This window comes from Rhodoligotrophos defluvii (assembly GCF_005281615.1).
Classification (GTDB): Bacteria; Pseudomonadota; Alphaproteobacteria; order Rhizobiales; family Im1; genus Rhodoligotrophos; species Rhodoligotrophos defluvii.
Genome location: NZ_SZZM01000002.1, coordinates 99,038 through 112,806, shown reverse-complemented (window position 1 = coordinate 112,806; position 13,769 = coordinate 99,038). Strand labels below are relative to the sequence as shown.

The 13,769-nt window shown below is 64.7% G+C and carries 10 protein-coding genes; 3 read left to right on the top strand and 7 right to left on the bottom strand.

Annotated features, from left to right (window positions below):
• Position 1: 1 nt before the first annotated feature.
• From E4P09_RS09665 to E4P09_RS09645, 5 genes are all read right to left on the bottom strand, one after another.
• A complete protein-coding gene (locus E4P09_RS09665) occupies positions 2-1,549 on the bottom strand; it encodes an MFS transporter (RefSeq protein WP_137389413.1) in 1,548 nt (515 codons plus the stop codon).
• Positions 1,550-1,648: 99 nt separating this feature from the next.
• Positions 1,649-2,002: a DUF1428 domain-containing protein gene (locus E4P09_RS09660; RefSeq protein ID WP_137389412.1), complete on the bottom strand. Its 354-nt coding sequence runs from the start codon at positions 2,000-2,002 to the stop codon at positions 1,649-1,651.
• A 53-nt stretch (positions 2,003-2,055) separates the two neighbouring features.
• The gene (locus E4P09_RS09655; protein WP_137390244.1) at positions 2,056-2,715 is read right to left on the bottom strand and encodes a DUF2161 domain-containing phosphodiesterase; all 660 of its coding nucleotides are present in this window, start codon (positions 2,713-2,715) and stop codon (positions 2,056-2,058) included.
• 134 nt (positions 2,716-2,849) lie between these two features.
• A complete protein-coding gene (locus tag E4P09_RS09650) occupies positions 2,850-3,761 on the bottom strand; it encodes an NAD(P)/FAD-dependent oxidoreductase (protein ID WP_239025111.1) in 912 nt (303 codons plus the stop codon).
• 35 nt (positions 3,762-3,796) lie between these two features.
• A complete protein-coding gene (locus tag E4P09_RS09645) occupies positions 3,797-4,699 on the bottom strand; it encodes an MBL fold metallo-hydrolase (protein WP_137389410.1) in 903 nt (300 codons plus the stop codon).
• A gap of 309 nt (positions 4,700-5,008) precedes the next feature.
• On the opposite strand from E4P09_RS09645, the gene E4P09_RS09640 reads away from it, so the two are divergent.
• The 3 genes from E4P09_RS09640 (at position 5,009) to E4P09_RS09630 (ending at position 11,040) form a co-directional block, all read left to right on the top strand.
• Positions 5,009-8,218, top strand: coding sequence for a TRCF domain-containing protein (locus E4P09_RS09640; RefSeq protein ID WP_170984336.1), 3,210 nt, complete (start codon positions 5,009-5,011; stop codon positions 8,216-8,218).
• Positions 8,219-8,474: 256 nt separating this feature from the next.
• A complete protein-coding gene (locus tag E4P09_RS09635; protein ID WP_137389408.1) occupies positions 8,475-10,673 on the top strand; it encodes a PAS domain-containing sensor histidine kinase in 2,199 nt (732 codons plus the stop codon).
• 16 nt (positions 10,674-10,689) lie between these two features.
• Positions 10,690-11,040 carry a response regulator gene (locus E4P09_RS09630; RefSeq protein WP_239025110.1) on the top strand — a complete coding sequence of 117 codons (351 nt, stop codon included), beginning with the start codon at positions 10,690-10,692 and terminating at the stop codon, positions 11,038-11,040.
• 49 nt (positions 11,041-11,089) lie between these two features.
• On the opposite strand, the gene E4P09_RS09625 is transcribed toward E4P09_RS09630, so the two are convergent.
• Positions 11,090-12,091, bottom strand: coding sequence for a DUF7064 domain-containing protein (locus E4P09_RS09625; RefSeq protein WP_137389406.1), 1,002 nt, complete (start codon positions 12,089-12,091; stop codon positions 11,090-11,092).
• Positions 12,092-12,115: 24 nt separating this feature from the next.
• Complete coding sequence (locus E4P09_RS09620) at positions 12,116-13,738, bottom strand: AMP-binding protein (RefSeq protein WP_205042077.1); 1,623 nt, start codon at positions 13,736-13,738, stop codon at positions 12,116-12,118.
• Between the last annotated feature and the right edge of the window lie 31 nt (positions 13,739-13,769).

Below are 13,769 nucleotides of genomic sequence, written 5' to 3'. Positions count from 1 at the left end.
ATCAATGGGCTGCCGCCCGCCGAGCGTTGCGCAGCAGCATGAGCGCGGCAATGGCGCCGGCAAGCGCGAGCAGCGCACATAGCCCCGTCGCAATGGCCATGGCTTGGGTGAAGGCCGCGCGGGCGGCATCGAGCAGACCTGCTGCAGCCGCACCATCCAGGCTTCGAGCTACGGCCGCTGCGCCACCGAGGCTGCCGCGGGCAGCCTCTGCCGCGTCTGCCGACAGGCCTGAGGGCAGGGTTGCGCCCATGAGGCTGCGATAGACCGCCACCCCGATGCTGCCCAGAACCGCGATGCCCACCACGCCGCCGAACTCGGCGCCGGTCTCGGAGATGGCGCTGGCTGCACCGGCGCGCTCGGGCGGCGCCGAGCTCACGATGATGTCGGTGGTCAGTACGAAGGTGGGGCCGAGGCCGGCGCAGAGGACGACGGTGCCCGCCACCAGCAGCGGCAGGCCGCCATGATCAAGTTGCGTGAGCATGGCCATGCCGAGCCCCAACAGCCCCATGCCGCCCGCGATGACATGAGCGGGACGGTAGCGGTTCACCACGAGGGGCGCCAACATGGAGCCGGCTGTGACGGTCGCGGCAGACGGGATGCTCCACAGCGCTGCCGCCAGCGGCGTGAGGCCGAGTACCAGCTGCAAATACTGGGCGATATAGAGAAAGGTGCCGAACATGATGAGGCAGCCCAGTAGATTGATCGCCAGCGCGGTGGATAAGGCTGGCGAGCGGAACAGGCTGAGGTCGATGAACGGATCGGCGAGCCGCCGCTGCCGCTGCACGAAGGAGAGCCCCAAGCCAAGGCCCACCAGGATGAACAGGATGGCGGTCAGCGAGGGGCCATATTCGGCGATTTGCTTCAGCCCGTAGATCGCCGACAGAACGGCGGCCAACGACAGCGCCGCGCTCGTGATATCGGCACGGCCGGCATTCGGATCCCGATATTCGGGCAGCAGCAATGGCGCTGAAACCAGCACCAGTACCATGACCGGAACGGCGAGCAGGAAGACCGAGCCCCAAGGGAAGAATTGCAGTAGGACTCCGCCGAGGATGGGGCCGATCAGGCCGCCGGCGGCATAGCTCGTTCCCCAGATGCTGATGGCGAACGTCCTCTGCTGCTCGTCGCGGAACATGTTGCGAATGAGCGACAGGGTCGATGGGGCGATGGTTGCACCCGCCACGCCCAGCAGCGCGCGGGCGAAGATCAGCATCTCCGCGGTGGTCGAGAACGCCGCGAGGATCGAGGCTGCGCCGAAGGCTGTCGCCCCGGCCATCAACAGAAGGCGCCGCCCAATGCGGTCGCCGAGGCTGCCCATGGTGATCAGCCAGCCGGCCACCATGAAGCCGTAAATGTCGACGATCCACAAAAGCTGGGTGGCGCTGGGCTTGAGGTCGGCGCTGAGCGCGGGCACAGCCAGATTGAGGACCGTGAGGTCCATCGAATAGAGCAAGCATGGCATGGCGATGACCAGTAGCCCCAGCCACTCGCGTGGCGTGGCCTTGAGCGAGATCTCGGGCGTGGAAGCGTCTGTGGCGCCGGTCGACATGGCTGCTGCTCTTCTTCGGCGGCAGGAGACAGCAATGCGGCGGCGCGCAATGCGCGCCGCCGACACCGTGCTAGCCTCTGCCAGATTACGGGAGCCGGGTTATAGCTCCAAAAATACGTTGAATCCACCGTAAATCATGCGCTTTCCGTCGAAAGGCATCTCGGCCATGTCGGTTTTGAGCCGGGGGTCGGCCATCACCTTGGCATTCACCTCGTCGCGCTTCTCGCGGGATTCGTAGACAATCCAAGAGAAGAATACCACCTCGTCGTCCTTCGCTTGCACTGCACGGGGGAACGAAGTCAACTCGCCATAAGGCACATCATCGCCCAGGCATTCCACATAGGAGAGCGCGCCGTGGTCCTTCCAGACCTCGCCGGCCCGACGGGACAACTCCCTGTATTTATCAAGGTTCTGCTTAGGCACCGCGACAACGAAACCGTCTACATAAGGCATTGGGCTATCCTCTCTTGCTCGTCTCGTTTGGTTTGGGAGATGCCGCAGTTCTGTTACGACGGCACGACGGCAAACTCGGCTGGCGTGCGCTCCGTCGCGGCTCGATCGGCTGGCACTTGCGCCTGCGGCCAGCGCGCCAGTGCCGCACGACCGGCATCGGTCAGAGCATAGATGCCGCGGCCGGTTCGCGCAAACCAACCGTAAACGTTGCGCCTGAGGATCTTTGTTGCATCGGGAGCAAAGGGCTTGAGATCGCGAGTGCGCCGCGGTCCTTCGGCGAGCGCTGCAGCGCAGGTGAGGGCCTGCTGGCGATAGGCGGTCATGATCGGCGTCCGCGAGCCGCCACCCGGCACCGGGTCGCCGCGGCGGCGGCGATGCTCCTCCACGAGACGGGAGCGGCGGCGCGAATTGCGGCGCGGCATGGGCGCGGCAGGGCTGACTAGAAGCTCCACGTCGCCCTTTGCCGACACCCCGAGTAGGCCGAAGCCCAGACGCCGGCACAGGTTGCGGAAGCGGGCATCATTCTCCCGGCCTTTGCCGCGGGGCGACAGGCGGGCGGCCAGCCAGATCTCGTCGCCGGCTGCGGCCCGGTCCACCCCCTGCAGGACCAGCTCGAGGTTGAAGCTCAGCTTCATCTCGCCGATGACGACGATCGGGTCGTCCTCGCCTTTAAGTGCGACGAGATCACAACCGCCGATCTCGCCTTTCACCATGTAGCCGAGATTCTCCAGGAAGCCTTTGATCGGACGGTAAAGCGCGGTTTCCAGGGTGGATCTCCAGGTCGGGCCGGCTGAGTGATTGTGGAGTATGAGGGACGCAACTGCTCGGAACAACCTCTGTCGCCGCGCTAGAAGCGTCCGGCGAGCGCGTTGTGAATGGCAGTTGCGGCTATGGCGGCGTGACCGAAGGCGACCGCGATCTGGTTCAACTCGTTGACGATATCTCCTGCCGCGTAGAGTCCCGGCACCGAGGTCTGCTGGTGCGGATCGGCGATCAGGCAGCCGCTCTCGTTGCAGGTGGCGCCCAAGGCGAGGGCGAGGCTGGTGCGAACCTCGGCGCCGAGAGCGGGATAGAGCACCTCGATCTGGTGACGGCGGCCATCGTCCAGGACGGCGGTGATCTCGTCGCCTTCGACGAGAAGGTCGGTCACCGGCCTGAAGTCGCAGCGGATGCCGGCTTTGTGCAGGTTCAATCGCTCCTCTTCCGTTCCGGTGCAGTCGGGCCCGAGCGCCAAGACGGTGAGCTTTTCGGTGAAGGTGCGCAGAAAGAGGGCCTTCTTCACCGCCTGGCTCATAGGCCCAAGCACCGCCACGCTCTTGCCCATCACTTCGTAGCCGTCGCAAACCGGACACAGACGGACATGGCCCTCCTCGATCAGACGGCGAAGGCTAGGCAGGTCTGGCTGGTTGTCGACAATGCCGGTGGCAATGAGCACCGTCCTGGCGGTGATCTCCCGGTCATCATCGGTGCGAGCCAAGAAGGTGCCATCCCCCTGGCGGGACAGGTCCGCGACGGTGCCGTGGCGCAGGTCGCTGCCATAGCGTTGCGCTTGGCGGTGCAGGCGGGTCAGCAGATCGCGTCCCGGGATCCCGTCGGGGAAGCCGGGCACGTTGTGGGAGATGGGAATGAGGCTTGCCCGGCTTGCGCCGGAGTCAAGCACGAGAAAACGGCGGCGGTAGCGCGCGAGATAAATGGCTGCGGTGAGGCCTGCCGGGCCTGCGCCGATGACAAGGCAGTCGAGCGGCCTTTCCGATACCAAAAGCCTACCCTCCGGCAAGATTTGACGCTGTCGGCTCAGATGACGCTGCAATAGGCACTGCCATCCTCTGCCCGAGCGGGGTGTGCGAGATAGCGGCCCTGTTCCGGCACCGCTATGCGCTGGAACTGCTGGGCGAGACGCTTGAGTGCCCGCCGCATTTCCGGGCCTTGCATCGGCTGGCCATGGCCGGCGATCACGAGCTCGGGTTCCAGCGCGGCGAGTTCATTGACCGATTGTGCAGCCTTATCCCACTCGGTGGTGAAATACATCGGCGGCCCATGCATCTCTGGGCTTTGCACGACCACCGCATAGGCGGATTCCTGGTTCGTGGTGACGAAGGCGTCGCCGGCGATGAGGATGCGGTCGCTGTCGCGCCACAACGATACGTGCCCGACGCTATGGCCAGGCGTGTGGATCCAACGCCAACCCGGCATATGAGGCACGGCGCCATCGGCCGGCAGGTCGCGGAGCCGATAGCCGAGATCCACGGGGCCGCGCGGGTAGAACCGGGCGAGCGTGGCTATGGCGCCGCCACCGACCGTGGGGTCGCCGGGCGGATAGGCGGCCCGTCCGTCGAGATAGGGGTGCTCGAGCGGATGCGCATAGACCGGGGCGTCCCACTCGGTCGCCAGGTCTTCCACCACACCGACATGGTCGAAATGGCCGTGCGTGAGGATGATCGCCGCTGGTCTGGCATCCCGGCCGAAGCGGTCCGCGGCGGCGCTCTTGATGAGACCTTTGGTTCCAAGCAAGCCGGCATCGATCAGCACCCAAAGCCTGTTGCCGCAATGAGGCTGTCCGTAAAAGATGACATTGACCATCCCGAGCCGACGATAGGCCAGATCCGGCGCGATCTCGTGGGTATGGTCGTTCCTCGCCGCATCAAGCTCGGGGTCGAGGGCGGACACTGCGGGCGACAGCGGGATTTGCTCTGCCATCGGATTTCGTCCTGCTGGGTGAACCGGCAAGGACTTAACCCCTAGGCCAAGACCCAGTTCCAGCCTGGTGGCTGTTGGAACCCTGGAGCCGGCAGTGGGTTCTCTGCGGACCGAGCCAGCAGGTCCGCCATGTTTCATTTCTTCTGGTTTCCGGGTACTTTGAATGGACTTTAGTCGCAGCCAGCGCCGCCATGTTCTCCAGCTTTGCGGCCGCGGCCGATGAAACAGGCAGGCCTGCACGCGAGAGTATCATCCCCCTCAGCGTTACCGGACGGGGTCTCGTCATCCTCCCCCCTCGGGGCCATCGCGGTGTTCATCCTTGCGGCTTGGCACCGAGCCGATCCGGGCGGCGTGCTGGTGCTGTCGGTGGACGAGCGGCGGGCGGAGCGTTTGGGTGCAGTGCTGCACGCCCTCGATGCAACATGCGAGCCGCTGGTGCTGCCCCGGTGGGATGTTTTGCCGTATGACGGTGCATTGCCATCCCGCACGGTCACCGGCCGGCGCGCGTCCGTGCTGCGGCGTCTCGCCGACAACATCGACAAACCGCTGGTCCTCGCCTCCGCAGATGCCGCCTTGCAGCGGGTACCACCCCGCCACGCCTGGGCTGGAGCGAGTTTGGCGGTGCGGCTCGGTGATCGCATCGCGGACGACCAACTCAGGACGTTCTTCGAGCGGGCCGGCTATGTCGTGGACGTTCTCGTGGACGAACCTGGCGAGGTGGCCATCCAAGGCCAGATGCTTGACGTGTTTCCAGCAGGGGCGTTGGGTCCGGTGCGGATCGGGCATCAGGGCGGTCGTATCACGAGCATTCAGAGCTATGACCCCGCGACGCAGCGCACAGGGGGTGATCTTGACGCGGTGGTGCTCGACCCTGCCTCAGAACTGTTCGTGCTGAGGAACAGCCAAGCAAGCGATGCAGCGCCAATGGGTGCCAGCCTGTTCGACTACCTACCGCGGAGCGCCCTGATCCGAGATGGCAAGATCGATCAGAGAGCGGCAGCCTGGCTGCGGCAGGTGCGGGAGGCGCGCGAGAGCGAGAGGGAGCTGACGGCTCTCCGCCGGGCAAGTCCGGCCTCACCGGGGCTGCCGGAGATTACCTTTCTGGATGAGGAGGAGTGGCATGCGGCTTTGGCGGAACGTCCGCTCCTCGGCCTAGGCGATGCGGAGCCTGAGGGCGAGAGCAGCGTGCCGAAATTCATGGCACAGAGCGCTCCGGGACACGCGCTGCGGGCTTTCATCGAAGATCAGCTGGGGCAGGGCCGCCGAGTTGTGCTGACCGCGGCGAATGAGCGTGATCTCAAGCGTGTCGAGCGTCGCATTGGGCAGCTGGCGGGCGTGCCGATCGCGCGTCTTGCAAGTTGGCACGACGTGCTGGCAAGCGAAGTGCCCCGCCTCGTCAGCATTCAGGTTGACTTCGACGCGGGTTTCGTCCTGTCGTCGCAGCGGATCGCCGTCATTGCGGCTGCCGATATTCTCGGCAGCCGCGCCGAGCACGAGGCGCCGCTCGGCTGGCGCGACCGAGAGCTTGGAGCGGCGGATGATGTGCTGCGGCCTGGCGACATGGTGATCCATCTGGAACGCGGTGCAGCCGTGCTGGAGGGGCTCGACACGATCACGACGCCGGCACTTGCCCGGCAGGACCTGGTACGGCTTTCGTTTGCGGACGATACGGCGGTGATGCTGCCTGTGGAAGAACTGGCGCTCATCTGGAAATATGGGGCGGATGCGGACATCAAGCTCGACCGGGCGGATGGCCGTTCGTGGGCGAGGCGCCACGCCACGCTCGTGGCGGAGATCGAAGGCGCGGCCCGCAATCTGATTGCGCTTGCCCGGGAGCGCAAGGCGAGATCGGCGCCGAGGCTTCGGCCACCAGTGGCGGAGTATGAGCGGTTCGTGGCCCGTTTTCCCCATTTCCCGACGCCCGACCAAGCGCAGGCTGCCGAAGACGTGCTGGCAGACCTGGTGTCGGGCTCGCCCATGGACCGGCTGGTGTGCGGGGATGTAGGCTTCGGCAAGACGGAGGTTGCGCTGCGTGCCGCGGCTGCGGCCGTGCTCAGCGGGAAGCAAGTGGCGGTGGCGGTGCCCACCACGGTGCTTGCGCGCCAACATGTGGAGACGTTCGGGCGCCGGTTCGCCGGTTTTGGCATCGAGATCGGGCATCTCTCACGCTTCGTTCCGGCTGCGGAGCAGCGCAGGGTGAAAAAAGGTCTGGCGAATGGGTCTGTTCGCTTGGTGATCGGCACCCATGCGCTGGCGCAGAAGGGCATCTCGTTCAAGGAACTCGGCTTGCTCGTCATCGACGAAGAGCAGCGCTTCGGCGCCCGGCAGAAGGCAAAGCTGAGGGCGCTGGCAGGAGATGCCCATGTGCTGACCCTGACCGCAACGCCTATTCCCCGCACGATGCAGCTTGCCGGGGCGGGGCTCAGGAGCGTGAGCGTAATCGCCACGCCGCCGGCCCGGCGGCTGCCGGTGCGCACGGTGGCTGCGGCGCTGGACGACGAGGCCGTCCGTTCGGCTCTGCTCTATGAATGGCGACGCGGCGGCCAAAGCTTCGTGGTGTGCCCGCGCGTGGAGGACATAGACCAATGGCAGGAGCGGCTGGCGCGGCTCGTGCCGGAGCTGCGGGTTGTGACGCTTCACGGCAAGCTGCCGGGCGCCGAGATCGACGAGATCATGATGCGCTTCGCAGGAGGCGAGGCCGACGTGCTGCTGGCCACCAACATCATCGAGAGCGGCCTCGACCTGCCGCGTGCCAACACGATGCTTGTCTGGCGGCCGGAGCGTTTTGGCCTTGCCCAGCTGCATCAGCTGCGCGGCCGGGTGGGGCGCGCTGCGCGACGGGGCTACTTCTACTTGCTGGCCGACCCGAACACCCAGAGATCGGCTGCAGCGCGCAAGCGCCTTCAAACCCTGCAGGAGGTGAGCGGGCTCGGTGGCGGCTTCGAGATCAGCGCGCGCGATCTGGATCTGCGTGGCGCCGGCGCTCTCTTCGGCGAGGCGCAGGCTGGCCATCTCAAGCTGGTCGGCCCTGGGTTGTACCGGCATCTGCTGCAGAGGGCGGTACAAATGGCCAACGGCGAACAGGTGAGCGATGATTACGTACCGGAGGTCAATCTGGAGGCCTCCGGCCGGATTCCGGAAGATTACGTCGCGGACGAGGCGGTGCGGCTCGAGCTCTATGGCCGGCTGGCCAAGTTGCCGGACGAGGCCTCGATCGAAGCGTTTAGTGAAGAGATGGAGGACCGGTTCGGCCCGCCGCCGCTGGAGGCCAAGCACCTGCTCGCGTCAGCAAGGATCAGGCAAGCCTGCCGGCAGGCCGGGATCACCAAGATCAATGCCGGCCCGCGCGCGATCGCGCTGACCTTTCAACAGGAGGCCGGCGCTGCTGAAGCAGTAGGCCGGCTCGAAGCGCACGGCTTGCCCTGTCGGCTGCGGAACACCCGGCTTGTGGCTCGGCTGGCCAGCCCGGCGGAGGAACGCGTGGACCTGGTGCTCCAGGTGGTCGGCTTCTTCGCGTAAGGCCATACCCAACATGAATTCGGAACTATCCCAGGGCCAAAGCTATTTTCCAATTTCGGGTGAATGGAGCCAGGACTCGATCTGCAATCAAAAGTTGTAAATACGTTTGATGCGCCATCAAATAGAGGCAGCATGTGCGTGTGCCGGCTGGCCGAATTTCACCGAGGACCGTGAAAAAGATCGGTGGTATCGTTCAAGGGCAGAAATGTGGCCGCCTACGGCTAGACTTGAAGAATAGAGAAGGGCAAAAGCTCAGATGAGCACCGTCGAGCGGCTATCCCGTGAGACACATGTCTTGACCGAGTTCGAAGCGCTGGTTGCGGCGGCACCCGCGCTGCTCGATGCCATACCGGGTGCCGTCTATCTCTGCGATACCGAAGGGATGCTGGTACGCTTCAACCAGGAGGCGGTGGCACTGTGGGGGCGCGAACCGCGTCTGGGCGATCCTCGCGAGCGTTTCTGCGGTGCCTGCGCGCTGTTCCATCCCGACGGACGGCGGCTTCCACATGCCGAGACGCCGATGGCTCGCGCAATCAGAACCGGCGAACCGGCCCGCAACCTCGAGGTGGTCGTTCAACGGCCGGATGGCTCAAGAATCACTGCGCTGGTGAACATCCGCGCATTGCGGGACTTCAACGGCCGGATCCAGGGTGCCATCAACTGCTTCCAGGACATCAGCGCGCGCAAGGCCATGGAGCAGGAGATCGAGCGCGGCCGCCAGGATCTGGAGGACTTCTTCGAGAACAGTGCGATCGGCTTGCATATCGTCGGCAGCGACGGAACCATCCTGCGCGCCAACAGAGCGGAGCTCGAGCTTCTCGGCTATACTGCGGAGGAGTATGTCGGCCGCAACATTACAGAGTTCCATGCCGATGGGCCGGTAATCGAGGATATTCTCCAGCGCCTGACCTGCGGCGGAAAGCTCGATCGCTACCCAGCGCGACTGATCGCCAAGGACGGGTCGTTCAAGCATGTGCTGATTACGTCCAACAGCCGGTTTATCGACGGGAAGTTCGTTAATACCCGATGTTTCACGACTGACGTGACCGACCTCCACGAGGCGGAAGTGGCCCGCCGGGAAAGCGAGGAACGGCTTGCTGCGACCTATAACGCTGCAACCGTGGGTATTGCCGAAATCGACGAAACCGGACGGTTCCTGAGGGTCAACCCGATGTTGTGCAGGATCTCGGGTTGGTCGCGCGAAGAGCTCCTGGAGCGCAGCTTTCTCGACCTTACTCACCCGGATGATGTGGAGCAGGACGCCGCCCTTTACAGCCAGCAGGTTCGCGGCGAGATCGACAGCTATGCCATCCACAAGCGATATGTGCGGCAGAATGGCGAGCACATTCACGTCGATGTCTTCTCGTCATCCGTACGGGACGAGAATGACCGGTTCCGTTACGGCGTGCGCGTGGTGCAGGACGTGACCGAGCGCCGCATCGCCAATGAACGGCTACGGCAAAGCGAACGACACACGCGCGAACTGCTGGAGGCGCTGCCGGCTGCCGTCTATACGACCGACGCGGAGGGGCGAATCACTTTTTACAATCAAGCCGCTGTGGAGCTTTCCGGCCGCACGCCCAAGTTGGGGAGCGATCAGTGGTGCGTGACCTGGCGGCTTTACACGCCCGACGGCGTGCCCTTGCCGCATGACCAATGCCCGATGGCGGTTTCGCTCAGAGAGGGCCGGCCGATCCGCGGGGTCGAGGCGGTGGCGGAGCGGCCCGACGGCACGCGCGTGCCGTTCCTGCCCTATCCGACGCCCTTGCTGGACGCGGACGGCAAAGTCGTCGGCGCGATCAACATGCTGGTGGACATCAGCGAGCGCAAGAAGGCCGAGATGCGCCAGAAAGTGCTGATCGATGAGCTCAACCACCGGGTGAAGAACACGCTGGCCACCGTGCAGGCGCTGACACGGCAAACCGCCCGCCATGCAGCTGGAACGCAGGACTTCGTCGAGACACTGGAAGCACGGCTGATGGCGCTGTCGCGCGCCCACGACCTGCTAACGCGCCGCCATTGGCAAGGCGCCAATCTCGCCGATTTGCTCGGTGAGGTGATTGCGCCCTATGTCGGCTTGCCAAACCGGCTGCGGATCGGTGGCCCGCCGGTGGATCTCAGCCCACGGGTTGCCGTGGCCATGACCATGGCTTGCAACGAGCTTGCCACCAACACGGCCAAGTACGGGGCGCTGTCCCGGCCCGGCGGCATTCTCACCGTTCAGTGGGATGTCGAACGGAGTGCGAAAGGTGCCGTGCTAAATCTAACGTGGCTCGAAGCCGGAGGCCCGCCGGTATCACCGCCCGCGCGCCCGGGGTTTGGCATGCGGCTGCTCGCGCGCTGCATTGAAGCAGACCTGGGCGGGACCGTTGACCTCAAGTTCGATCCAGAAGGGGCATCGTGCCGGATCGGGGTTCCGCTCGACCAGGAGACCGCGACGACTATGCATGACTGAGCTTCGCGGGAAACGTGTGCTGCTGGTTGAAGATGAAGCTAGCGTCGCTCTCCTCATTGAAAGCATGCTGGAGGACCTCGGCTGCGAGCTTGCCGGCTCGGCCGCTCACCTGGCAAAAGCGCTGGATCTGGCTCGCCAGGCGGCGGCGGATGTTGCCGTGCTCGATATCAACTTGGGCGGCCAGCGAGTGTTTCCCGTGTGCGAAGTGCTCGGCCAGCGCGGAATACCGTTCGTGTTCAGCAGCGGCTATGGAGTAGACGGGCTGCCGCCGGAGCAACGGGAGCATCCGGTGCTCAAGAAGCCGTTCAGCGATGCCGATCTGCAGCGGGCATTGGTTACTGCGCTGTCTTCGCAACGAGGCAAGTGATTTTTATACGCTCGGCGGAGGCACGAGGGGCGGCCGAATGAACCGGAGCTCAGAGCGGATAGCCAGCCAGCTGTCCGCCCTCGATCCGCTCGATATACTCGGTCATTCCATAACCTTCGCGCCCGTCCCAGGTGTAGCGAGTATGGCCCTCGGCGATACGCGACACCAATGTCTGGTCATCGGCCTTGCGTCGGTTGCGCAGCGGAGCGAGCTTCAGGATCTCGCCCTCGATGACGGCCTTGCGCCTGGCGGTGCGCACGCCGAGGCGCACGCGGGCCGGGTCCCTGGCGGTAGTCCAGTCAGTCATCACGTCGAGGTCGGTGATCTCCTCGTACTGGCCATCCACCAGCAGCACGCCCACGCGGCGTGAATAGCCCTGCCGGTCGGCGATCTTGAGCAGCATGAAGCCGTCGCCGTTGGTGAAGTTGCCGATGAACAGGCGATAGAAGTAGATCACCTGCCAATAGCGCGGACCCCAGGAATGGTCGCGCCAGCCATGGCCATCGATCGTCCACTCCTCGTTACCGACCTTGATGCGCCCCCGCACCCGGCCATGCTGATTGAAATGGCCGAGCGAGAAGTCGCGGCCATACATGGTGACCACGTCGTCGCTGGTCGGCTCGCCACCATGCATGGGCGATGAGGCCTCATGCGTCCAGCTTACATGGCCCGGCAGCCGGCGCCCATTGGCGAATAGCGGCTGCGGATCGCGCAGCGCATCCGGGTCTTCGACGATGATGAGCTCGCCCTCATAGGTCATGGAGATCCTTTTGAACGGCTCGATTACCTTGTAGGAGAGGCCGCCGGCATCGAACTTGTCGTTGGACGTTATGGATGGCCGCTGGAACTGGCAGGCGATGCGGCCGTCGGGCAGATAGAGGCAGACCGAGAGCTCGGCGTAACCTTCATTGACGCGGTTACCCAGGCGCATCCAGCCGCCCACACCGGTCTTGTCGTCGAAGCCGTTGGTATAGACGCTCTCGTTGAAGTTCTTCGAGGCGTCCGGCTGGTGCATCAGCTCGTCCTCGGGCCGCAGAATGAATTTATCCATTAGCTTCTCCGTGGTGGAAAGCCGTCACGAGGCCTTCACGCCTATCTTCTCGCGCTTGATGATGATCCCGGCGTTTTCGCGATCCCAGGTGTCCGAGGTAATGCCGGCCTCGCGCAGGCTGGTCTTCTGGATCTTGGAGGTCGGCGTGCGCGGCAGTGCGTCGACGACGCGCACGTAGCGCGGGATCATGAAATGGGCGAGCCGCGACTTGAGAAACCCGATCAGCTCGGCGGGATCGAGCGACATGCCGGGGTTCAGGGCGACCACGGCCATGACCTCGTCCTCGGCGATTTCGCTCTTCACCGCGATAGCGGCCGCCTCGCGGATGGCCGGGTGAGCGAGCAGCTCCGACTCCACCTCGAAGGACGAAATGTTCTCGCCGCGGCGGCGGATCGCATCCTTCAGCCGGTCGACGAAGTAGTAGTTGCCGTCCGCGTCCATGCGGAAGCCGTCGCCAGTGTGGAACCAGCCGTTGCGCCAGGCGTGCGCGGTGGCCTCTGGATTGCCAGCATAACCGTGGTTCAGTGCCCATGGGCAGTCGGTGCGGACAATCAGCTCGCCCACCTCGCCGACCGGCACCTCGCAGTCATTCTCGTCGACGATGCGTACGTCAACCCCGGCCCGCTTGCGGCCGGCGCTGCCGAGGGCGGTCGGATTGGACCCGGACACGATCGGCATGGAGAGCTCGGTCATGTTGAAATGGGTGTAGACATCGGTCCCGAAGCGCTCGTGGAATTGTGGGGCGGTATCGTTCAGCGGCACATAGGTACAGGTGCGCAGGGTGTGGTTCTTGTCGTCAGGCGAGGGTGGCCGCTTGAGCAGGAAGCCGCCCATGACGCCGAGCAGGATCACGGTCGTCACCTGCATCTGTCTAATGGTGGGCCAGAAGCTCTCGGTGTTGAAGGATTCGACCATGGCAATGGTGCCGCCATGGATGAGCATGGCGGTCACCGGCATCACCCCGCCGGAATGGAACAGCGGCAGGTTGATCATGTAGCGGTCGTCGGGGCCGAGGAACGAGGCCGAGACCGCCATCTGATGCAGGTGCAGATAGGACGAGAGCACCCCCTTGGATGGGCCGGTGGTGCCCGAGGTGAAAATGATGGACTGCAGGTCCCACGGGGCGATCGGTCTGTCCAGCTCCGGCGCGGTCTCCTCGGCGCTCTCCAGGATCTCGGCCGAATGCACGCGGAGATCGCCGATTTCCTGAGGAGCCTCGCCACCGAGCACCACCACCTCTCGCAAGCCCTTGCAATCCACCATGCCCAGGCGTGGCGCGAGCTCCACATGCGCTACGGCCAGCCGGGCTTCGGACAAGCCGATCACATGCTCGAGCAGTTTGCCGCGATAGGCGAGATTGATGGGCACGAACACGGCGCCGAGATAATTGAGGCCGAACCACACCTTCAGGCACTCGGCGCTGTTCGGCAGCCAGACGAGCACGCGCTCGCCCTGAGTGACACCCAGGCGGCGGAAGGCATTGGCGGTGCAAATGGCAAGGCGCAGGGTCTCGGCATAGGTCCATTGGCTGCCATCTGTGAAGACCGCAAAGACCTTGTCCGGCTGCATCCTTGCCCAATGCTCCAGCATGTAGCGCTGGACACAGGCTTCCCGCGGCGGCATGCGCGGGTCCAAACGCTCGACCATGGCTTCCCTCCCGTTGCCGATGATCCGTCGC

Excerpts from the sequence above, each read along its gene's own strand:
- E4P09_RS09665 (WP_137389413.1), bottom strand. The coding sequence starts at position 1,549 with ATGTCGACCGGCGCCACAGACGCTTCCACGCCCGAGATCTCGCTCAAG.
- E4P09_RS09660 (WP_137389412.1), bottom strand. The coding sequence starts at position 2,002 with ATGCCTTATGTAGACGGTTTCGTTGTCGCGGTGCCTAAGCAGAACCTT.
- E4P09_RS09655 (WP_137390244.1), bottom strand. The coding sequence starts at position 2,715 with ATGGTGAAAGGCGAGATCGGCGGTTGTGATCTCGTCGCACTTAAAGGC.
- E4P09_RS09645 (WP_137389410.1), bottom strand. The coding sequence starts at position 4,699 with ATGGCAGAGCAAATCCCGCTGTCGCCCGCAGTGTCCGCCCTCGACCCC.
- E4P09_RS09635 (WP_137389408.1), top strand. The coding sequence starts at position 8,475 with ATGAGCACCGTCGAGCGGCTATCCCGTGAGACACATGTCTTGACCGAG.
- E4P09_RS09625 (WP_137389406.1), bottom strand. The coding sequence starts at position 12,091 with ATGGATAAATTCATTCTGCGGCCCGAGGACGAGCTGATGCACCAGCCG.
- E4P09_RS09620 (WP_205042077.1), bottom strand. The coding sequence starts at position 13,738 with ATGGTCGAGCGTTTGGACCCGCGCATGCCGCCGCGGGAAGCCTGTGTC.